This window comes from Sphingobacterium yanglingense, from assembly GCF_004363245.1.
Taxonomy (GTDB): Bacteria; Bacteroidota; Bacteroidia; order Sphingobacteriales; family Sphingobacteriaceae; genus Sphingobacterium; species Sphingobacterium yanglingense.
Window position 1 is genome coordinate 264,027 of record NZ_SNYV01000017.1, and the last position, 23,820, is coordinate 287,846.

Sequence of the window (23,820 nt, forward strand, 5' to 3'; positions counted from 1 at the left end):
TTAGGTTTTTAGAGCTGCTGTTTTACTTTAAAGGCTTCGATTGCTTTGCGCACATTACCGAATTCCTCAAGCAATGTTGTTGCAGTTTCTTCACTTGCTCCCGTCTCGGCCATTACCATACGTACACCTCTTGCTACCAATTTGTGGTTAGAAAGCTGCATATCTACCATCTTATTCCCTTTCACTCTTCCCAACTGAATCATCACCGAGGTACTGATCATATTCAACACCAATTTCTGTGCAGTACCTGCTTTCATCCGGGTCGATCCTGTTACAAATTCCGGTCCTACGATTACCTCTACAGGGTACTGCGCACGTGCTGCTATTGGAGAATTTGCATTACATACAATACATCCCGTAGCAATTCCCATCTCATTTGCTTTTTCCAAACCTCCTATGACATAAGGCGTACCACCAGAAGCTGCTATACCAATCACGACATCATTTTCGTTGATCGCATACTCCTCTAGATCAATCCAAGCCTGCTCCATATCATCTTCGGCAAATTCGACTGCTTTACGTATTGCAATATCTCCTCCGGCGATCAAACCAATGACCCAATCAAAAGGCACACCATAAGTTGGAGGACACTCCGAAGCATCCAATATCCCTAAACGGCCACTAGTACCAGCACCTATATAAAATAGGCGACCACCTTTTTTCATACGCTCTACTGCTACCTTCACAAGAGCTTCGATCTGCGGTATCGCCGCTTCTACAGCTAAGGGAACAGTTTTGTCCTCTTTATTGATATTATTAAGTAACTCAAGAACCGACATTTTGTCTAGGTCTTGGTAGTTAGAATCTTTCTCTGTTGTATTTATCATCGGTTCCGAAAATATATTATCACTTGGTAACATTTCGTAAATATGCTACTTTTTTGAAAAACATGCAAAAAAACGCAGTTATAATTTTTCCAATGTCACGAATTTATAGCTTTTTGATTGAATCTCATCAATAAATTCTTCCAGTCTGTTATACAATTTATCCTCACGTCTGGAATCCGTTCCAATATGCATCAAAATAACATACCCATTAAGATTGTTAGCACGTTCATAGTCCCATAATTGATTCATAATCTTACTTGCAGACCAATACCGATCTCCCATTCCAGGAAAAGTATAATCGGCAGGTGTCCTCAATCCTGGAGTATAGTTATAGACTTTTAGTCCCAGCTCCTCAGCCCACTGTACAATCTCCACGTTATACCATTCATAAGGCGGAATAAACGCCTTAATATTCTTCGCTCCCAGCCCTTCCAACCGCTTTATATTTTTTTTGAGATCTTTAGTAAACCTCCTTTTACTTAAAAGTAATTTACTACGATCCCCCCATGGCATATATAACAAATGTTCATCAGAATGAGGTCCTACATAATGTCCTTCTTCTATTAATTGCCGAACTAACTTGGCACTAGCTTCGTCTTTTAAGAAATTTCCGGTAATAAAAAAAGACGCCTTTATCTGCTTTTTACCCAATACATCTGCAATAACAGGCAGTCCTTCCCTAAATTCATCGCCCGTAAAAACCAAACTCACCTGAGCTTGTGTACTATCTCCTTGTACAATCGCTCCATATTTATCAGATACCTGTTGTTTTTCAGATGCTACTTTTCTTTTTTTTTTACGGCTTTCTTAGCTGAAGCTTCTTTAGCTGACATTAGGTAGATCAAGGAAGCAGTTCCATCCATTGTTGGTTCATTGGTACTATAATCTCCAAAATCATCATGATAAACCACCAAATCACTCTGAAATTCGGCATAGTCATCCGGTTTTGTTAATGTAATACCTATTAAGTTTTTATACGTGTTAGTATATACAGGTCCATCAACAAGCCCACCATCAATAGGGAAGTTGTGCAAATACGTGAAAGCAGAATGCGGGTCGATAGGCGTATCGCCATCCGCCGGCAAACCATACACCATACTCGTACCCCACGGATTTACACCAAATAGCCAATCAAAATTGGCTTGCTCCAACTCTTCGTACCTCTTGTCTCCGGTAAGTTCCCTATACCATAAGCATTGAATAACAAAAGAGGTAGTCAGATTATTACTACACCAAATAAAAGGTACACCACGGTAAAACACATTTTCTTTAGCCCTCTCCCATACTTCGTCAATACCCTGACGATAATACGCTGCAAGTTCCTCCTTCCCTTTCTTATCTGCTACTTTTGCCAACTCGTAGTGTCCTAGGTTTATAAATGGATAATATTGATAATGATTTGCCGTATCCCGAGTCATCCAAGGTGTCACGGGTTCTTTTCGCGCATAGTCCAAGCCCCGCTTCAAATGTCGATTATCCGTATTCAGCCTATACATCCAGGCTTCTGCCAACTCCATATCATCTACCCAATTATCTTCAGCATAGATATAGGGAGACTTTACAGATACTGTCTGTGTTACACCCGGTATAATATGCGCATAATCATAAGCCGTCTTAGCTTTGGATTTCAGTATTTCAGCATAGTCCTTGTCCTTCTCATAGAATAAATCAAATCCAAGTCCGAATGCACTTGCAAACTTTGCCGCCGTAGAGCTCGTCCCGGTGGTATTATTCATAAACTTTCCACGCTGTTGGGGTTTTCCATCAATAAAATACACAGGACGTTCGTGCCCTCTTCCATACAGCGAGTCCTGCCCTGGAAGCCGCAATGTAGTGTGATCTCGATCATCAGCAATCTGATTGAACATCACATGAGGTTTGGGATGCATTTTAAGCAGCCAATCCAGTCCCCATTTTGCCTCATCCAGCACATCAGCGATACCATTTGCTCCTTCCAAACCATTTGCTTCTTTCTCATCCTGAAATACCTCTGGAAAATCCCTATAAGCAGCCAAAAGATGATAAGTAGCATTAGCCGAAGTTGTGGCATATTGCAGATAATCAGAAGCATCGTGCCATCCACCCGCTACATCAATGCGCGTACTATCAGGCATACCTACCGAAGAAGCATACATCGTAAATCCATCGTGCGTATGACAACTATCTTTTAGATAAGGATTAAATAATGTTCTTTGCTGCCGCATGTATCGTAACACAAAATCTGCTGTTCCTTCATAAACTCCTTTGTGTATTTTAAAACGAGGGGACTCTGTCCCATCATCCGATCTCAGATAATACTCTCCCTCGGTATTAAATTTAGAAAAATCAATCCGATACCCCTTAGAAAATGACCCATAAGAGCCAAACTCCTTACCTGCTTTACTTTTAAAAATAGCTTTGCCAGAATTTGCTTCAATTACCTGAAATGATCTTATGCTTTTTTTCTCTTTTGTTACCCATACTGCGATTTTCTTACCATCAGGAACATAGCCGAGCTGGTTTATCCGTATCCATGCTTTTTCTGTCCCTATCACGGATAGGGACAGAAGAAATAGAAAAAAAGTTAAATTAAAAGCTTTCATCTTATTCTCATCTATTATTTATTACCTAATATTGGAGCATAATTATCTTTCCATCCATGGTACTGGCCACAACTCTATCTTTCAGCACCAAGGGAGGATTTATCATGCCGTTAGAAATCTTATATTGCCACAGCACTGCACCAGTCTTAGGCGAAACTGCCGACAACAATCCGGAATGACTCGGTACAAAGACGGCTACCTTATTACTATATATAGCGGTCGGTGTAAGTTCATAAGGTAGTCTCAAACCCGATTTCCAATCCACACTCATCGTTTCCTTCTCTGTCGATACTCCTATCAGCTCACCATCCATAGTCTTAGCATACACCAATTTACCATCCAAAGAAAGCCCCATTGACTCCCTCACCTTCAGATCAGGCTTTTTCTCACGCCATAACTGCACACCAGTTTTCAAATCCAATGCAGTCATAAAACGATCTGGTGCTACTATAAACACCCGGTTATTAGCGACCACAGGATAACACGCAGCAGCCGAGAACATTCTATTGGTAGCACCACTATTCCAATCCCAAACTTTTTTACCAGTCTTTAAATCCAATGCATAAAACCCATTTTGCCAACTTCCAAAAATCACTTTACCATCTGCTATAGTTGGCTTTGTCGACACATACCCTTTTACATCACCGAAAGTCCACAGCTCCTTGCCGTCCGCAACCCGTATACAACGGAATACTCCATCCGAGCCACCGATATATGCATTCCCTGCATCTATCACAGCAGTTCCTAAAACAGCTTTGTCTGTTGCAACTTTCCACCTTTCTAGGCCGGTCTTTGCATCTATGCCATAGATGTAATGATCAGACGAACCGACTAGCACTATATCCTTGTAGACTTCGGGAGTACTGTACACTTTACCAGCTGTCCTAAAAGACCAAATCCGCTTACCGGTATTGAGATCCAACGCATAGACTTCGCCAACCGTATTTGCCGTAAACAATCGTTGCCCATCCGAACTGATTCCTGCACCAATATCTCCATGATCTTCGTATTCCCAAATCAATTTCGCTTTTGTCGCTCCATTTACAGCATAAGACGGACGTGGGTATCGATTTTTAAAGCTCACTTTTTGAAGGGGCAACTTTAACCAATAGTCTTCTGTAGTGACATTCGGTTTACGTACCTGAAAAAATACAGAATCGCCCGTCATTGTTATAATATTATACCCCCCTACTTCTTCTTTTGCACGCAGATTAGAACGCCCCATCACTCCCGGGATATCATCCCAGTTGTAAAGCTTATTAATATGTCCGTGCCCACATAACGCAAGCTGTACGTTCCGTTGTTGTAAGCGATCTACCAGTTCAAACCAATTGTTCAACGACGAATCCAATGGATAATGGTTTATGGATATCAATGGTTTACTCTGATCAGGATTTGCTTTAAATACAGAGTCAATCCACACCAGATTTTCACGTGGAATCTGTCCAGGACTCATCCTCATATTAGGGCCTGAGGTTGTCCCTATAAACTGGTAGCCTTTATGTTCAAAGAAAAAAGTTTCTCCTCCAAATACCTTACGAAAGGAGTTAGCTCCGCTCTCCGACCAGTTGCTATCGTGATTACCAGGAATTACGTACAGCGGAAGGTTAAGACTATCCAAAATCTGCTTAGCCAACTTCAATTCTTCATCCGAACCAAATTCAGTTACATCACCGGATAGAATCACAAAGTCAATCCCCTTTTGTTGGTTAAGATCTGCTACCGTTCGTCGAAGGTCGTCTGCACCGGTATGTCCCCCCACATGTGTATCCGTCACCTGAGCAAATTTGAAAGGAGTTTGAGCGATTGCCGCTACCACTGTAAACCAGCAAAACACAAACACTCCCAGTTTAAAACAATTCATAATTATGGTTATTAATTGATAAAAAGGGAAGTTATAATGCTATAACTTCCCCTATTTTTTTAAAATTCATCAATCAAAATTCATCTTCTACTGACTGACATCATATGCCGCTTTAATCAATGAATTCACCCCTCTAGCATCTTGCCCATATTCCCAAAACATCACACCATTGCCTTTCAATTTCGCTAACTCCGTCTTTGCCTTGATAGTAGGAATACCATTATAATAATACACAACACCATTCACAGCGAACTCATCATTTATAGGATCGGCCCCGCTATTTAACAAAGAGCTATATGTCATTGAAGAATTCGCTGTATTTTTACCGTAAAGAGGCAGACCAATAATTGCCTTCTCTTTAGGTAATCCTTTATCCGTAAGCCAAATATTTAATACCTTTTCAGCCATATTATAAGTAGCATGATGATTAGGATTCAGTGGATCTGTATTAATCCCATCGTACGCCATTAAGTTCACAAAATCAACCGCATCAATAGCTCCTTTTGTGATACCATCTTTAACAGGACCTGCATACAAGCCTGCTGTTACCGCCATACTTAAGTATTTATGCCAAGAATGGAGCTCTGCAGCTAACTCTTTCGTGAATACTTCAAAAGTGACATCCGAACCATAGTTTGCACGCGGATATTCCCAATCCAAGTCAATACCATCTAGATTATAACGGACTGCGAAATCTACAAGGCTTTTCACCAACCGTTTTCTCGTTTGCTCATTTGCGGCAATAGTTCTAAACATCAGTTCATTCCCCTGAATGGAAATAGCTGTTTTGACTTTATATTCCTTAGCTAGTTTATTATAATTCTCAAACGCCGTTTGGTTAGTTAATGCTTGCAAAGTACCATCCTCTTTCGGGTTCAAAAACGCGAAATGTAAATGGGTAATATACTGCAACTTAGTCGTATCCATTGTGGCTAAACTTGCATTATGATAAGCATAAGAAATACGCTTAAAAGACTTATCGGACACATATTCCCCTGTAGGCTTTTCTACCTTCGAAGCACCATAACCATCTGGCACCCAAACTATCTCTTTCTTACAGGAATTAAATAATCCGACAGCAGCTATACATAATATTAATATTTTCTTCATCATGTCAATTTTAGTAAGAGCTTTCTCGCCAGTTTAAGTCGCCGAGAAAGTTCAAAATTTATCGTTTTATCTGATCAATAGCTATACCGTAAGGAGCATAACCTTTTAACAAGAACTCAGCCGGCTGATTGCTACCTAATTTATATCGTTTAATACCGGAGTTAGCCGCTGAACTTCCCAAAGCTACCGGGTTAGCATTTCCAGAAATATCAGTAAAAGCTCTGTAACCGTAATACAAATATCCCTGACCATTGTCATCGACAGCCAGATCAAGTCCCATAACGTAAGTATATTCTCCTGCCGCCCCTTGGTTACTGAACCCTCCAGCACCTATCAACATACTTGAACTATTATCTATTGCAACAATATTCGATCCATCTAAATCTGCACGATAAATACCTTCTGTACGCCCAGCATCTGCCCGGTTTGTGGCGAAATATATATGTCCATTAATTTTATCCACGACAAAAGAGCGAATAGCATGGCTTTGTATTGCTGTTGTGAATTTACCAATATACGTACCATCATGCTTAAATTTATAGATTCCTTTACCTGTAGTACCAGCATAAGAAATCCACATCTCATCCCCAACCTCTTTTATATCCGATGCAAAATAGGTTGCCACCCCTTCACCGGCATGTGTGGCTGTTACCCTAATCTTAAATTGATTTTCGTTCGTAGGATAAGGCAATTCAGAACCAGAGGCATTTAGTACGAAAGCTCCATAATTACGAGTTGTCCACCAAATATTTCCATTCTTATCCACAGTATTCTTCCACGGGTCCATACGATAGTCTATTATCGCTGCATTAGGTACTGGTTTAGAAATAACCGTCTCACCTGTACCGTCGATATTAAATGATTTCAAAATACCATCAGCTGTTGCCGCAACTCCAGATGAAAACGTTATACCTAAACCGGTGGACGAGAGATAAACTTTATTTCCCTGGACTGTTAATCCATATGGGTTATATCCTGTAGCAATATTCAACGTTTCTACCGATGAAACTGTCTGACTCGTCAATTTTATCTTATATATATTCCTTGTAAAAGCATCTGTAAAATAAAGTGTACGAGCCAATTCTCCTTGTACGTTAACCAGCGCTTCCGTCGTCAATGTCTCTTTACCATCGTTGATCGTTAACTTAACCAATCGAGGTCCTTCTTGCGTAAAGGTAACTTTAGGGTTAGCATCGGTAGAGGTAATCCCTGAACCAAAATCCCAATTATACGTTACTGTCTGTCCCGGATACTGAAATACCTTAGCGGCAAAAACGACCTCCAAATACACCCCAATGTTTTCCGGAACAACAATCAACGGTTGTTGCTTCTCTACAACAATTTTCTTACTGATCTCTTTCTGTTGCCCATCTTGCCACGTAATCAGTTTAACCGTATACTCCCCAGGTAATTCATAGTACGCTGAATCTGGCACCATTTTTTCTGAAGGTTCATAATTTATCGTATCACCCTGAGAAGTAATACGCTTAGCCCCCGAAAAATCCCATAAAAATTTATTGGCATTTTTCGATCTATTCGTAATTCCGACCTTACCTGGCGCATAAACCTTTACTGTCGGAAAATCAAAATTCGCTATATAGTCTCCCTGCTGACCAATCCCTAGGATTTCATTTTTGGCACATCCCGCAAGGAAGACACCGATAATTAGCAGATAAAATAACTTAAATCCTTTCATGATGTTAGATTGTATTTTCAAATAAACGTGACGGCACAGAAGTAACCGCTCCAGTTGGCGTTTTCACACTCGCATCGATAGTAACATTGTATGTACCTTTTTTATTCAAAGATTTAACAATACTTTTTAATTGTTCCCTTGTCAAATTGTCTCTCAAATTGTCCATTCCTTTCGTAGTAAGCACATAAGTACCGCCTGTTGTAAAATGGTCTGCAGGTGCCGATGGGAAAAGCGTTAGATAATCATCTTTTGTGATCCCATACGCTAATAAACTCTTTAAAACGCCAAAATCGACATCAGATAAGGCACTTATTAAATTCGCATTACTTGGATACTTGCCATCAATACGTTCCACTTTATATTGGGCACGGATAACGTAATTATTAGATGATGTTACCCAGTATTGATCCAAATCCTTGGCCAAAATGGTATTCCAAACCTCCTTACTCTTTATCGTATCCGATAAGATCAATGTCGAGTAAGGATTGTTATTAATCTGTTGATCTTTAGTATCAATAGAAGTTCCTTTGTTCAATCTCAACTCAAGTCCGAACGATTCAAAAATAGTCTGATAAAACTCAACTTTATCAAATTTATCATCCCGTTGCCATGTTTGAACAGTCACAATAGTTGAGTCCCCAATTAATGGCTTCGTATTGCTATAACTGACACTTATATTGGCAGAAAACTCGCCATTGGTATCACCTAAATCCGTGATAGGATCGTTTTTCTCACAACTACTTAATCCGAAAGCAGCGCCGATCAAAAGTGTATATATTAATCTCTTCATTATTTCTACTTTTAATTCTACTTACCTAAAGTCGATTTTTCTGCCCACCATAACTTATTAAAAACCCAATCTCTCACTTTAGCACCCAGGCGTTCTATCTCTTTAGGGTTGTAAACATATTCCGTCTGCGGATCGTAAACAAATCGCTGTATATAACGTCCACCCCATTCTGCCAAAGCAAATTTCGGGTAATATAAATCTGGGTAGGCAATCTTACTGTAGTTATATCGACGCATATCTACCCATGATTCGGCTTGCAAATACAACGCCACCCATTTTTGCATCATAATATCGGAAACCGTCAATTTACTTGGATCCTGAACGACTTTCGTAGACCCCATAAAATTCACAACTTGTCCGTCGTCTACGCCTAGGCGAACCATATTAGCCTGAATACCATCTCGATAAGATTTCCATGCACCATCAAGGTCATTCAAATAGTAAAGTGCTTCCGCTTTGATAAAATACAACTCCTCTTTAATCATATAAGGGTATGCGGAACTATCAGCTGTCCAATAACCATTATTTAAATTTGCAAAATCCTGATAAACGGTACCAGATGGTAGCCCTAAATCCCGTAAACCTTCAGACATTTTTGCACCCAGATATTTCTTATTTGCTCCAGGTGTGGTCAATTTATACAAACGAGGGTCATATACCCCCGTAGCAGCATCTACCGTCAGCGCCTTCATGAAGACATCAGTAGGGAGCGATGTTTCTAAATCATTGCGTATATCTGCAAACTGCCATTCAGGATTGGGTCTACTTGGTCCCCATAAATTTTTCTCATACGTTAAATCACTTTTTCCAGGATACTTAAACACCGCATCATCAAACCCATTCAAAGCCTTATTCACGGTTGTCAACAGATCCTGGTAATTGTTTGTAAAATTAGCCGTATGTAATTTCATCCGTGCGCGCACACCTTCTGCCAGAGCTATCCATTTCGAGTAGTTACCTGCATATATCAAATCTGCTGTAGCGTTCATTGATCGCGCGGAAGAAGATACATTTTGAAGCTCTACAATACCCTCAGAAAGCATTTTATCAACACCTTCATATATCTTATCTTGCGTATCGTAAACAGGATTAAACGTTCCATTGTAAGCCTGTTCAAGCGGCATATCTCCAAATACATCCGTTGCAGAAAGATAACTCAAAGCCAAAAGAATTTTACCAACGCCTATATAATTGTTATCTCCGTCTTCTTTTGCTCTGATAAACATCCCAGCGGGACCAGCAATATTAGACCCTACATCAAAAAAGTGCCAGCGCCACGCCCCCATACGGTTAATGTTATTATAATTCCAGGTATCTGTCTGCGCATTCGAATTACCCGCACGTGTTGTCACATAATAGCTATGGTAAGACGCAAACCTCGCTTGCGAATACAACGAATAAGCCAAATTAGCCTGAATCGCGGGAAGTCGTTGACTGGAAGGCACTGTAACCGGTTGAACCGGATTATAATTTAAATCGAGTTTATGACATGAAGTCAAAGCAAAAACTACGAATATTATTGAAAATGTTTTTATAATTGTTCTCATGACTCAATTTTTATAAACTAATATTTACACCAAAGGAGAATGATCTTGGCAATGGAATAGCACCATTATCAACCCCCATAGTACTTGCTCCACCAGCTCCACCAGCATTTGGTCCAGCACTGTTTACTTCTGGATCACCTCCTGAATAATTTGTAATAACAAATGGATTCTGAGCTGACAACTCCAACCCTAGTCGTTTGACGCCTAGTCGTGTTGCGAAACTATTGGGTAATGAATAATTTAGAGTAATATGACGAACACGCGCCCAATTTACTTTCTCTACAAAATTAGTCCCTACCTGATAGTAATTGTTCGCAAAATAACTGTAGTTCAATACAACTGGTTTCTCATTTTTAATATAAGAACCGTCACTCTGCGCAACCACACCATTAAACACGAATTCCTTATCACGCCATTGACCAATATCGTAGGCTATACCTGTAGACATCATACCTTGACGGGATGCATTCAAGATATCTCCTCCAAAACGGAAATCCCACATAAAGGAGAGATCAAAACCTTTATAGCTAAACTTATTTAGCCAACCAATATTAAATTCAGGCTCACGATTACCTATGGTTTTTTCAACCTTATCCATTTCTGGATAGCCATTCGCATCAATAACCATATAGCCTTCCTCGGTCCGCTTATAATCCGTACCGGAAATACCCAATACATGTTCATCCAAAGCTGAAGAAGCTTTTCCGGCATTCAACTGTGCATTTGTATAGGGAAAACGAACAATATCACCTGCAAATTTCAACATCTTTGACGTGTTTTTCCAGGCATTTACGGTAGTACTCCATGTAAAATCTTGTGTTTTAAAAGGTATCGCATTTACGGAAGCTTCAACCCCCTTGTTACGCAAAGATCCAGCATTGAACGTCATGATCACAAATCCCGACGGCGTAGGTACCCTTGGTGTCATAATCATATCTATACTTTCCCGTTGGTAGTATGTAAGATCTACATTCAATCGACGGTTTAAGAAACCAAGTTCCGTACCGATCTCAAACTCAGCAGTACGCTCAGGCTTTAGATCAGGATTACCTCCCGTGGCGTCCACCACAAAACCACCACCTACAGTAGCAACCTGCTTTAAGTTTGTGTTCGTTTTATAAATAGGCGCATCTTTACCCACCTTAGCATAACTCAGCCTTAATTTACCATACCATTGATCCGGATTTATAAGCTCAGAGTAGGTAAAACTTCCGGAATAAGATGGTGAATAGAATTGCCTATGTTGAGGAGATAATGTTGAAGTCCAGTCATTACGTCCAGTAACCCCCAATGTCACCAAATTTTTATACGAAACATTGAAATCACCATATACGGCATAGCGCTGTCTTCTAGGTAATGACTCGGTCAATAAAATACCGTTTCTCTCGATCACGTTTGGCGAAAAAATATCAGGCACTAAAAAAACCTCTCCAGTATACGCAGGACCTCTTGACTCATAATAATCACTATTCGCTCCTAAAATCAAAGAGAAATTAAAATCGTTCCAAAACTTCTTCTGCATGGTTGCATTAAAAGTTGAGGTTAGATACCTTGAATTTGAATTAGATTCCGTGACGCGACCATTGAAATAAGTACCTGGTGTACCAGGAGTAGTAACCGTTCGGTACCTCGACGAAGTATAATCCTGTCCTAGTCTATAATTTAAAGTCAGCCAATCCAGTGGTTTGTAGTCTATACTACCATTAACAATAAAGCGATCTACATCATTATTCCTTGGGTTACGCATTACTCCCCACATTGGCGAAATTCGAGCATCTCGTTCCTTACCCTCTTCTACATAGGCGTACCAAGGTTCGCCGTTAGGTTTTTCGTATTGTAAAATATCGTATTTAAGAGGAAATCTCAAGATACTATTAATCCAACCTCCCTCACTAGCGCCACCTAAACCTTCCTGAATATTGTTCTGCACATAATTAGCAGAAGCTGTTACACTCAGTTTAGAACTCAATTTAGCTGTTCCTTTTATCAAAAAATTGATTTTATCTTGATGCGTATTAGGAACCATAGATCCAGCCTTACGATAACCACCGGACATGTAATATTGAAGATTCTCCGAACCTCCATTAATATTTACATTGGCATCATGCGTTAGAGCTGTTTGAAAGAAACGTTCCACATTATTATAAATAGTCTCATCGTAACGGAACTTTCTACCCCAAGAAGAACCAGAAGATTCATCATAAGTACCTCCCGTTCCTGTTGTATATATCTGTTGCTGACGCGGTAATCTTCCCATCGTTTCCACAAAAGCCTTGTAAGTACCAGCTACTTGCATCACTCCAGCTTTACCCTTCTTCGTCGTAATAATAATCGCTCCAGACGCCGCATCAATACCGTACAATGCTGCGGCTGCAGCCCCTTTTAGTATTGAAATATCTTCAATATCAGCAGGGTTTATGTCAGCTACCCGATTCACTGTTCCGTTTGACGAAGAGTTATTCACACGAATACCATCAACAATCATCAATGGCTGATTATCACCGGTTAAGGTAGAAGATCCACGTAATATAATTTCAGTTGGTAGACCAGGAGAACCGCCCGAGGACGATATCTGTGCACCGGCAACTTGCCCTTGTAATGCATTCAAAATATTACCCTGATTTGAGGCCCTTAAATCGTCTCCAGAGACGTTTTGTACAGAGTAAGTTAAGTTCTTTTTATTTCTTTCAATACCAAGTGCCGTTACCACAACCTCTTCTAAAGCATTATCATCTTCTTTCAAGATCACATTTAGCGTATTACCCGCTACCTTTACATCTTGGGACACATATCCTACACTGGAAAAACGCAATGTAGCACCTAATGCCGCAGTAATCTTAAACTGTCCATTTGCATCTGTCCGGACGGATCCCGAAGCACCTACGACAGAGACTGTTACCCCAGGCATAGGTCCATTTGCATCAGACACAGTACCCGTTACTGTATTCTGAACCAACCTATTGGACGAATAGGCTGTCGCTGCAGCTAGGTTGGAGGAGTTTGACACCTTCGAAGTCTTCGCTTCTACAGATGTCACCACCAGTCCTAATGCAAGAGAGAATAGTAAAGTATTTCTCATATTTAGCATATTAAAATAAACTTGTTTACGTAATCATAATTCAGGAAGATCTACTTACCTAAAAGCAGACCATATCCCATAACCTTATTCAAAATCTTTATAGAGCAGATACTTCTTACGCATCTCCTTATATTCGGTCAACTCCTGTTGCCAGGAAGCTTTAATTTCATCTTCGGTTTTGCCAGCAATAATTTGCTTTCTTAATTCGTCCGTACCTGCCAGTTTATCAAAAAACTCCGCTCTGGTAAAGAATTTCGATTTATCTGGCATCTTCTTATAAAAGTCTAACACATACTTAAGAGTAAATGTTTGCTTGTCTGCATTCAAGCTGCGTAGATCCAGTCCGTACATTGTTTGCCCTTTTCCTTCTACATGCTTCTTCATACCCGCTTTCTCTCCCGGTATATACTGGAAATCGCCATATACCGGATTGTCGTACCCCACGACCTGAAAAGGCCACTCCGTACCACGCCCCACAGAAATCTCCGTACCTTCGAAAAGACAAAGTGAAGCATACAATCTTACAGAAAGATGGTTCGGCAATGACGGAGATGGAACAACAGGTAGGTCATACATCTTAGCATGGTCCCAATTCTGTACGGGCACGACGGTAACCTTACATTGGCGGCCTTCTTCCAGCCACTTCTCGCCATTGATCATATTTGCCAGCTCACCTATTGTGAGTCCATGCACCATTGCAATTTTATGGTAAGAGACATTCGATTTAAACTTATCATCCTTGCGGACAGGACCATCCACCTGATCCCCACAGGGATTTGGCCGGTCTAAAACAATAAGCTCTTTATTATGCTTTGCACACAACTCCATTACACGATGCAATGACGTGATGTAGGTATAGAATCTTGCACCCACATCCTGTAGATCAAAAATCATTACATCAATCGATTGCACAATAGAATCCTGCTTTTCGTTTCCACCGTACAGTGTATATAAGGGCAAACCAGTTTTTGCGTCTTTATCATTACTCACTTTTTCGCCACGCTCAATATCCCCACGAAAGCCGTGTTCCGGAGCGAATCCAAATTTCAAGTTCACCTTTTCACGCAACAATACATCCACAAGATGTTCGTTATCAGGACCGACTACTGAAGTCTGATTCCCCATTAATCCCACTCTCTTTCCTTCCAACAAAGGCAAATACGCTTCCAGTTGATCAGCGGCGGGAACAATTGCCTTGCTTAGTTCAGCGCTCACCACAGGCTTTGTATCTCCACTGACATTACTTGACTTTGGACCACTACAGGCTATCAAAGCAAAGCCCAGACACAGAGAAAATCCAAGCTGTAAAAATTTTATATAAACAGAATTGCTCATCTATAAACTTGCGTTATTATCAATAATCTAGATTAAATCGGATAAAAATAACACAAAAAACGCACAATAAAGCAATTAAAAGCGTTTTCGATACACAAAACTGCATAAAACCGTACACACATCGAAGTATGCCGCAACGAAAACCTATGGTGTTTTCAAGCGTTAAATATTGTTAAATCATCATTTTACCTTTATACACCTATAAAACAGTGTCAAAAGAACACTTTATTGTAACATTTAAGATACAATAAAAGAACAAATAACCCCAGTCCAATACAAAAAGAAAAGACCTTGCATTTTCATGCAAGGTCTCATTCGTTCAAAACGTATCTTTTCAGATTACCATCCTGAGTTTTGTGTCAATTCCGACCCGTGATTTTTATATAATGTAATCTGGTCTAAAGGAATAGGTTCTAAATAATACTTACTCGATACAGTTCTCTTGGTTTTGTTCGAAGGAATAATATATCCTTCATTTGTACCATCGATAGTAATACCGTTTAGTTTTTCCGGCGCATAATCTGCTTTCACAATATACGCTCCCCTATTTATTGTAGGATTCTTCTCTGTATCTGCATAATCCAATTTCGCCCAACGACGAAGGTCATCTAGCCGCAATCCTTCAAACATCAACTCCGTACGACGTTCTCTTCTGACCTCCCAAAGTAGCGCAGACACCGTAGCATCACGAGCTGGGTCATCATATACCTGACCATTTACAGCGGGCTGATTTCCCAGCACCTGCAGTTTTGCTACAGCCACACCTTTTCTCGCCCGTAGTAAATTTATAGACTTATCTACAGCCGCCTGATCCAGCATGCCCAATTCAGCTGCTGCCTCCGCGTAATTTAATAACACCTCGCCGTAACGAATTATTGGCGCATCTGTGATATTTAACTGACCCGTTCCCACTTTTTGATCCTTAAGACTTTCATTCAGAAACTTACGAGTTGCATATCCAGAAACAGCGTAGTTTGGAAGCGCATTCATCATCCTTAATTGAGGAACGGCAGTCTGCCCCATACGTCCATCACGGTCAGCAAACAGATCAGCAATGTTTTTGTCTCCTTTGTAAAGAGGCGACAATCCAATCGGAAGACCGTCTGCCATCAAGTAGCTATCCATAGCATTTTTGGATATACCCGCCTGCGGCTCCAAATTGTTAAAGGACATTAAACTATGTTGCAATACACCATCAACATATTCTTTAAACATGATGATTTCCGTGTTACCTTTCAAAGATTCTGAAGTAAACAGACCTCTATAATCAGAAGCAAGAGAGAACGCTCCACTTTTCATCACCTCTTCGGCAGCCCATTTTGAAGCCTCTAGATATTCTTTAGCCTTTGCTTCATCTATCTTATGATACCTCAACCAAGTGCCTTCGAAAAGAAATATGCGAGACATATAAGCCAATACGACATATTTATTAACAGCCTGCTGGCTCGGTCCGTCTGTAGGGCGGACATATTGTGCGGCGAATCTAAAATCTTCTAGCACCTTGTCCATTACATACACACGTGAATCGCGTTTTCTATAAAGATCAGGATCTGTCTCTGAAAGCACACGGTCGATGTACGGGACATCTCCAAATTTATTCACGAAACTAGCATACTCCAAACCTCGGAAAAACCGACCTACGCCCAACCAATGGTTCTGTACATCTTCCGCCAATTTCGCAACAGGCACACTCGCTATAAAGTGATTGGCCTTGCGTATACGAGAATAATAGGAACTCACAGTAGCTGGATTCTGGTTAGTAGGTAACGCTGGAGACCAGCCTCCACCAGAAGTAGGTATATTCTGCGTAAATTCTGTGACAATATTTTCAATAGGGGACGCAGGCGTATGATCATCGTTGATAAACTGCCCTGCAAAATAAGTCCCCCAACTGAATCCCTTACCATAACCTTTAAAATAGTAGTTATAGAAGCCGTAAGTATAGGTACGGATATTATTTTCTGAAGACCAGAATGCGGGATCGGTCAATTGGTCGATAGGGTCTTTTTCTAAGAACCCATCTCCTAAAAAATCTTTTGAACAGGACGAAAAAGACAACGCACCTGCTAAAGCTATATATTTAAATATTCTCATGTCTAAAATGTTAATTGAAGTCCTAGTGAAAATGTTCTGCGGTAAGGATATGATCTACCAAAAGTATTAAGATCACTCTTCGCCTGCTCTGTATAATCTGTTTCTGGATCGATAGGAACCTTCAAATTATCAAATTCCAACAAGTTTTCACCTGAGAAGAACACTCTGAATTTAGAGATTTTCGCTTTTTCCAATACCGAGCTTGGCAACGAATAACCGAACGTCAAGTTTTTCAATCTCAAATAAGACATATCCAACAGATATCTCGTCTGCGGCATATGATTCATCGTGGTATTACTTTGATTTTGATTCGTCGGCCTGTAGTAGAAAGCATTCGTATTTTCCGGTGTCCAGTAATCCATCTGATGCGAGTACCAAGCTTCAGCAGGTCTCCATCCCGGTACAGTCAAATCACCCCCAACCCAAGCATCTCTACGCGCAACACCTTGCAAGAAAAATCCTAAGTCAAATCCCTTATAATCAAAATCTGCACGGAATCCATATTGGTACCTTGGATTAGAATTACCAATAACCCGACGGTCTCCTGCATCCAAAACAGTACCTTCGCCAACACCAATCACGCCATCGCCATTCAGATCCTTATACTTGATATCGCCCGGACCAAATTTAAATGTCGTTGTTTCATAATAAGATTGCGAAGGAATACCTTGTTTCAAGGTATAAGAACCGTCCGCATTTTGGTTAAAGTCATCAACCTGGAAAAGGCGATCTGTTTCATATCCCCAGATCTCACCAATCATCTTCCCTTTATAATCATTAGATGTTCCATCCGCTTTAACAAGTCCGATTCCATCAAATTTACTGATCTTCTCCTTGTAATCTGACAATTGACCAGACAAACGCATATTAAGACCATTATTGAAGCTATGATTATAAGCCAATTCCAGCTCCCAGCCATTCGTCTGCATCTCTCCATGGTTACGCAATGGCGAAGGAGCGCCAAAGTTAGCAGACAGGACCTCACCACCTGTAATCAGGTCAGAAACAGATCTTCTGTAACGATTGAACGTCACGTTGAATTTATTGTTAAAAAATGCGGCATCCACACCGATTTCCTTTGTCGTAACAGTTTCCCAGGTCAGGTTTTGAGACACTATCGAAGGTGTCCCCATCGTATTCTGATTGATTCCACCTACAACCCAGTCAGAGTTTGCTTGCGCCAGAGTAGATAGATACAAGCCGCTCGGCACCGTTTGATTTCCTACACTACCCCAAGAACCACGTATCTTTAAGAAATCCAGATAAGGTTTCGACCAATCCATAAAATCTTCCTGTGAGATTACATAACCTGCAGACATCGCCGGGAAGAAGCCCCATACATTGTCTCTGTTGAAACGTGAAGAACCATCATATCTAGCCAGCATCTCGACAATATACTTGTTCTTGTAATCGTAGTTAACACGGCCAAAGAACCCCAAAGTAGACCAATGCGAAGCTCCAGAACCCGTTGTCATATCACCATTCGCAAGTCCCAGCTCTGGGTAATTCGGATCTAAAAGCCCCAATCGTTGCCCCCAAACTTCATCCTTCTGGAACAACTCGGCATTAGCTCCAGCCATTACTTTAAAGTTGTGATCCTGGATACTTTTGTCATAAGTTGCATAAATATTCGCGACATGTCTATCGGTCATCTTGCGATCTTTTCTAGCACGGTTGTGAGCTGCTCCAGTATAAGTCACATAATCAAAGTCGGTTTTATTCCAAAAATCCCAACCTGTCACTGAACCTCCATTGATATTATCCTTATTTATAAATTGTGAATACGTATAGTCTGCATCCAACGTTAATCCCGGCATAATCTTCGCCTGACCTCCAAAGGTAAAGCGCGCCATATTAGAATTCTTCGAATTCATGTTTGCCTGCTGCACATCAGTAATAGCATTACGCATAGGCAATCCATCTATCGTACCATAAGGGAAGTTACGCTGCCAGCGGTATAGGTAAAATATAGGTTCGAAGACATCCCCGTTATAAGAATAAGGCTTACTTACATCCGACGCCGTATACAACACCTTGGCATAACCTGTCAACCAATCGGTAATATCCGCATTGATCCCTAGATTAAAGTTATAACGGTTGAATTTATCTGTATTATCCTTCAAAACCCCTGTCTGACTGATCAAGCCAAATCCGGCATTAAAGTTAATCTTTTCTGATCCTCCAGAAATACTCAAGTTATGGTTCTGTTGTGGTGTATATTTCTTCATGAACATATCCTCAGCATCCCACGAACGGTGAAAATAAAGGAATCCATCTTTCACCTCATAGTCACGCCCTTTAACCATTTCTAAGCCTAAATCCTGTCCACCATACAATCTTTCCCACTCTTCCATCTTCTCGATAGCATACTCATCATAGCGTGTACCCAAATTATTATACCCTGTCAGCGAAGGATTCGTCCTTTGCATAGCCAAAAGACCTGCTCTGGCTCCTTCTGCCGCACCAGCAATTTGTGGTGTAGCACTCAATGACTGAAGCGCAAAGTTGTTAGAGTAATTTATCGCAGTCTTTGTATTACGCTTACCAGACTTTGTCTTGATCAACACTACCCCCCAGGCTGCTCTTGCTCCATAGATAGCGGCCGAAGCATCCTTGATCACGGACATACTCTCGATATCCGTCGGATTTATCATCGAAAGACTAGGTACTTCTACTCCATCCACCAAAATCAAAGGAGATGCACCTCCATCTGTTTTCAACGATCCACTTACACCACGTAGACGGATTTTAGGATCCCCGCCCAGATCTCCACTGGCTGTCGAGACTGACAGTCCTGATACCGCACCCTGCAATGCCCGTCCAACATCAGTCACTGGACGTGTTTCAAAAGTCTTCTTCGTATCGACCGTAGACACTGCTCCGGTCACATTCGTCCTCTTTTGAGTACCGTAACCGACAACAACAACTTCTTCCAAAGCATTGTCTTCCGACACCAATACAACATTAATTGTATTCTCACCTACCTTGACATCTTGCGAAATATAACCGATACTGGAAAAACGCAATGTAGCACCTAATGTAGCTGAAATCTTAAAACTACCGTTAGCGTCGGTCGTTGTAGCCCCAGGAACTCCGACCACCGACACCGTAACACCTGCCACAGGACCATTTTCATCCGATACAGTACCCGTTACCGTATTCTGGACCAACCTATTTGATGAATAGGCCGTTGCCGCAGCAAGATTGGATGGACTCGAGACTTTCGAAACCTTTGCTTCCGCCGTCGTCACTGCCAATCCCAATGCGAGAGAGAATAATAATGTACTTCTCATATTTAGCATATTTAATAAACTTGTTTTACTTGTAATCATAATCTAGAAAGGCCTACTTAAAAAGTAGACCTAATCCCATAACCTTATTCAAAATCTGTATACAGCAGATACTTCTTGCGCATCTCCTTATATTCGGTCAATTCCTGTTGCCAGGAAGCTTTAATTTCATCTTCAGTTTTACCCGCAATAATTTGTTTCCTCAGCTCGTCAGTACCCGCCAACTTGTCGAAGAACTCAGGTCTCGCGAAAAACTTTGTTTTATCTGGCATCTTATTATAGAAATCCAAAACGTATTTCAACGTGAATTTTTGTTGATCGGCATCCAATCCACGTAGATCCTGTCCATACATCGTTTGCCCTTTCCCTTCAACATGTTTTACCATCCCTGCTTTTTCACCTGGAGTATATTTAAAATCACCATATACCGGATTATCATACCCCACGACCTGGAATGGCCAGTCCGTACCACGTCCTACAGATATATCTGTCCCTTCAAAAAGACACAATGCGCCATATAAACGAACCGACAAGTGGTTTGGCAACGATGGAGAAGGCACAACCGGCAACTCATACATAGTACCATGATCCCAATTTTGCACTGGTATCACTGTCACTTTACACTGACGTCCATTTTCCAACCATTTTTCACCATTGATCATATGCGCCAGTTCACCAACAGTAAGACCGTGTATCATGGCTATTTTATGCAATGATACGTTTGACTTAAATTTGTCATCTTTACGCACAGGACCATCGATTTGATCTCCACATGGATTAGGGCGATCTAGCACAATAAGTTCCTTATTATGCTTAGCACACAGTTCCATCACACGGTGCATAGATGCGATATAGGTATAGAAACGTGCTCCGACATCCTGTAAATCAAAAATCATGACATCTATGGATTGTATAATAGAATCCTGCTTATCATTCTTACCGTATAGTGTATGCAAAGGAAGTCCTGTCTTGGCATCTTTGTCATTGCTGACTTTTTCGCCACGCTCGATATCCCCACGAAAACCGTGCTCTGGAGCAAAACCAAATCTTAGATCCACCTTTTCACGAAGTAACACATCGACGAGATGCTCCTTTTTCGCTCCAACAACCGATGTTTGATTGCCCATCAGGCCCACTTTCTTACCTTTCAACAAAGGTAAATAGGCCGCTAGCTGATCAGCTCCAGTCTTAATTTCATTATTTACTATAAAATCTGATTTCACAGGTGGTTCAACAACATTGCTTGCTTGACTGTTAAATCCACAAAAGAAAAACATCGAGCCTATTAAGCCAGATGCTACTAAAGGTAAAAACTTCATATATACAGCGTTATTTATTTGTGTCTATCGTGCGTTATTTGTCAACATTAAAGTTTAATTCGCTAAAAATAACATAATAAAACGCACAATACCGCATAAATAACAAAACAAAAAGCAATACTATAAGGTTTTATAGCTAAAAGTATGCATAAAAACGAATTCAAATAAATAAGAACATAACAAGAAATAGAATAAATTTATACGTTAAATAAATGTTAAACGCAATTTCTAGAGAAGAACATCTCTTAGTGTTAGTGTAACAAATACACTTTAAAGTAACATTGATGATACATGCATAGGCGATTATGCCAAAAAAGCCCCCTACAAAAAACTGCAGAGGGCTTAAAACATATTGTAAAGAATAAAACTATTCTACGATATCCCACCAAACAGGTGCAGATATGATACTTCTAAGATTGGCTTCTGGATGGGAGGCTTTCCAGTTCTCAGAGTTATAATTGCGCTCATGACTACATTGTTGAATACGACGAGGCCAATATCTCACGTCAGAAGGTGATCCACCAGGATAACACTCTGCAGCTGTTGCTGAGGCAACTTCAAATGGTCTAGCAAAATCAGGATAAACCACTCCATATTTAGAATCCGGAGCCGAGTAATTAAAGCGTCTCATATCATTCCAGTTTTGCATAGTTAATGACATAGCGATTTGCTTCTGTTGCATTATTTTGGCCATGGTTAATTCTCCAGCACTTTGCGCCACTGCTTTACTTAACAAGAATGCATCTATTTCAGCCCCTGAAATCACTTGCTTACCATATTTACTTTGATCATAGCTCTTTAATTTCTCATTCATAGCTTCCATATGCGCCTTTATACCATCTTTATAGGCTATCAACGCACTTCCTGCATCCCCTTTACGAAACAAAGCTTCAGCTTTTATAAAACACATTTCATGGTATGCTAGCAGATGAGCAGGGGCATCTGCACGAATATAGAAACTACCGGTAGAGTTTATATTAGCAGTACTTGCTCCGAAATTTGGATTGACCCTCGTAATACCATTATACCTACTCGCTATATAATGATCATTCTTAGTATCAGAGTCCTTCCTTGGCTCTAATATTGCAGCTATCCAATCTTGGCGATCAGAATACACTGACACATATACAGAATCCCCTTGTCTCGCAGGCGTTGCATTAGTGGTAAACCATCTATTCGTAAAAGCAGATGTCCCAGCCTCGGCCGCACTTCCAGCTCTTACATAGCCTGATGGGTGCTTCGTTTCAGGATCCCGCTTAGTTGCCATAATTTCATAAGCAACTGGTCCCCCTAAGGTTCTTATATTTGAATTAATCAAATCAACACCTTGTGACAATCTCCATTCTTTCTTTCCAGACACAGCATCGTAAAACTCTGCACTTGGGATGATACGTGTCGCTCTTGGATCTTGCACCCCTGAGCCTCCACTAAACTTATTCGTTAATAAATCTGTATACCATTTGGAGACCCTGTTTCCAGTGCCACCTAAATTGCCATGTTGCATTGAACGTACAATTCCCGAAATACTAGTTTCTTCTGTATTAATGGCATCCATCGTTGTATTATCACCGTTTGATTGAGGAGCCTTTTCTAGAGCGGCTAAGACTGCATCTGGATCATAAAATGATTTCTTAGTAAGATTATTCAGCCATCTTGCCTTTAGGCCGTATGCCAGTTTAATCCATCTTTGCGCATCCCCTTTGTTCCAAATATCTCCCCCTGAAAGTGGTGTAGCGGCAGCTCCCTGCTGTTTCGACAAATTCACAATCGCCTTGTCTAACATATCTAAACAGCCATAAAATATAGTCTTGCCGTCATCATATGCCGGTGTTACATCTGATCCCAAGGCATTAGTATATGGCATTTCACCATATAAATCGAGCATTAGCATAAATCCCCAGGCATGAATAAGCTGAGCTGCGCCGACATAATGCCAAGCTTCCTCTTCTGTTGCTTTCTTTATCAATGGTTCTAAGTTTCCGGCTGTATAAACGAACCAAGCCTGATACGGCCAGGTCGTAGATGCTAAAGGAAAATCCCAACGAGCAATTAAGTCATTATTCGTATTTCCACCAACTTTGGTGATGTTTTGCGTCATCCAAGAAGCTCGAGTTCCTGAAGACTCGTACGCGTCCACAAATTGCATTTGTATAGATCTTAATCTCAAATCCGGACTAGGCACCTCATCATTTGCTTGACTTGGATTTTCATTAACATCCAACCATTTTTCACAAGAGGTCATATTTAACATTAATATTGCCCCTATTATAAATGATAGTTTTTTCAT

Annotated in this window: 14 protein-coding genes; all 14 read right to left on the reverse strand. The window is 40.6% G+C overall.

Annotated features, from left to right (window positions below; translation table 11 throughout):
• Window positions 1-8: 8 nt before the first annotated feature.
• The 14 genes from murQ to CLV99_RS19255 all read right to left on the reverse strand — a co-directional run bounded on the left by murQ (window position 9) and on the right by CLV99_RS19255 (window position 23,820).
• Window positions 9-827, reverse strand: coding sequence for an N-acetylmuramic acid 6-phosphate etherase (gene murQ, locus CLV99_RS19195; RefSeq protein ID WP_133586127.1), 819 nt, complete (start codon window positions 825-827; stop codon window positions 9-11).
• A gap of 78 nt (window positions 828-905) precedes the next feature.
• Complete coding sequence (locus CLV99_RS23425; RefSeq protein ID WP_246032809.1) at window positions 906-1,538, reverse strand: polysaccharide deacetylase family protein; 633 nt, start codon at window positions 1,536-1,538, stop codon at window positions 906-908.
• A gap of 68 nt (window positions 1,539-1,606) precedes the next feature.
• A complete protein-coding gene (locus tag CLV99_RS19200; protein WP_246032810.1) occupies window positions 1,607-3,409 on the reverse strand; it encodes a glycoside hydrolase family 9 protein in 1,803 nt (600 codons plus the stop codon).
• A 25-nt stretch (window positions 3,410-3,434) separates the two neighbouring features.
• The gene (locus CLV99_RS19205) at window positions 3,435-5,273 is read right to left on the reverse strand and encodes an outer membrane protein assembly factor BamB family protein (protein WP_133586128.1); all 1,839 of its coding nucleotides are present in this window, start codon (window positions 5,271-5,273) and stop codon (window positions 3,435-3,437) included.
• Between the two features lie 87 nt (window positions 5,274-5,360).
• Entirely contained in the window at window positions 5,361-6,386 is a 1,026-nt protein-coding gene (locus tag CLV99_RS19210) for a glycosyl hydrolase family 18 protein (protein ID WP_133586129.1), read from the reverse strand.
• Between the two features lie 55 nt (window positions 6,387-6,441).
• Window positions 6,442-8,079 carry a PKD domain-containing protein gene (locus CLV99_RS19215; protein ID WP_133586130.1) on the reverse strand — a complete coding sequence of 546 codons (1,638 nt, stop codon included), beginning with the start codon at window positions 8,077-8,079 and terminating at the stop codon, window positions 6,442-6,444.
• A 4-nt stretch (window positions 8,080-8,083) separates the two neighbouring features.
• Window positions 8,084-8,869 (reverse strand): hypothetical protein, encoded by a 786-nt coding sequence (locus CLV99_RS19220; RefSeq protein ID WP_133586131.1) that lies wholly within the window; start codon window positions 8,867-8,869, stop codon window positions 8,084-8,086.
• A 17-nt stretch (window positions 8,870-8,886) separates the two neighbouring features.
• Complete coding sequence (locus CLV99_RS19225) at window positions 8,887-10,416, reverse strand: SusD/RagB family nutrient-binding outer membrane lipoprotein (protein ID WP_133586132.1); 1,530 nt, start codon at window positions 10,414-10,416, stop codon at window positions 8,887-8,889.
• Between the two features lie 10 nt (window positions 10,417-10,426).
• Window positions 10,427-13,495, reverse strand: a complete 3,069-nt coding sequence (locus CLV99_RS19230) for a SusC/RagA family TonB-linked outer membrane protein (RefSeq protein WP_133586133.1) — start codon at window positions 13,493-13,495, stop codon at window positions 10,427-10,429.
• Between the two features lie 84 nt (window positions 13,496-13,579).
• Window positions 13,580-14,830 (reverse strand): exo-beta-N-acetylmuramidase NamZ family protein, encoded by a 1,251-nt coding sequence (locus tag CLV99_RS19235; RefSeq protein ID WP_133586134.1) that lies wholly within the window; start codon window positions 14,828-14,830, stop codon window positions 13,580-13,582.
• A 339-nt stretch (window positions 14,831-15,169) separates the two neighbouring features.
• Window positions 15,170-16,924, reverse strand: coding sequence for a RagB/SusD family nutrient uptake outer membrane protein (locus CLV99_RS19240; RefSeq protein ID WP_133586135.1), 1,755 nt, complete (start codon window positions 16,922-16,924; stop codon window positions 15,170-15,172).
• Window positions 16,925-16,926: 2 nt separating this feature from the next.
• Window positions 16,927-20,217, reverse strand: a complete 3,291-nt coding sequence (locus tag CLV99_RS19245) for a SusC/RagA family TonB-linked outer membrane protein (protein ID WP_133586136.1) — start codon at window positions 20,215-20,217, stop codon at window positions 16,927-16,929.
• 83 nt (window positions 20,218-20,300) lie between these two features.
• Window positions 20,301-21,533: an exo-beta-N-acetylmuramidase NamZ family protein gene (locus tag CLV99_RS19250; protein WP_246032811.1), complete on the reverse strand. Its 1,233-nt coding sequence runs from the start codon at window positions 21,531-21,533 to the stop codon at window positions 20,301-20,303.
• A gap of 367 nt (window positions 21,534-21,900) precedes the next feature.
• Window positions 21,901-23,820: a SusD/RagB family nutrient-binding outer membrane lipoprotein gene (locus CLV99_RS19255; protein WP_133586137.1), complete on the reverse strand. Its 1,920-nt coding sequence runs from the start codon at window positions 23,818-23,820 to the stop codon at window positions 21,901-21,903.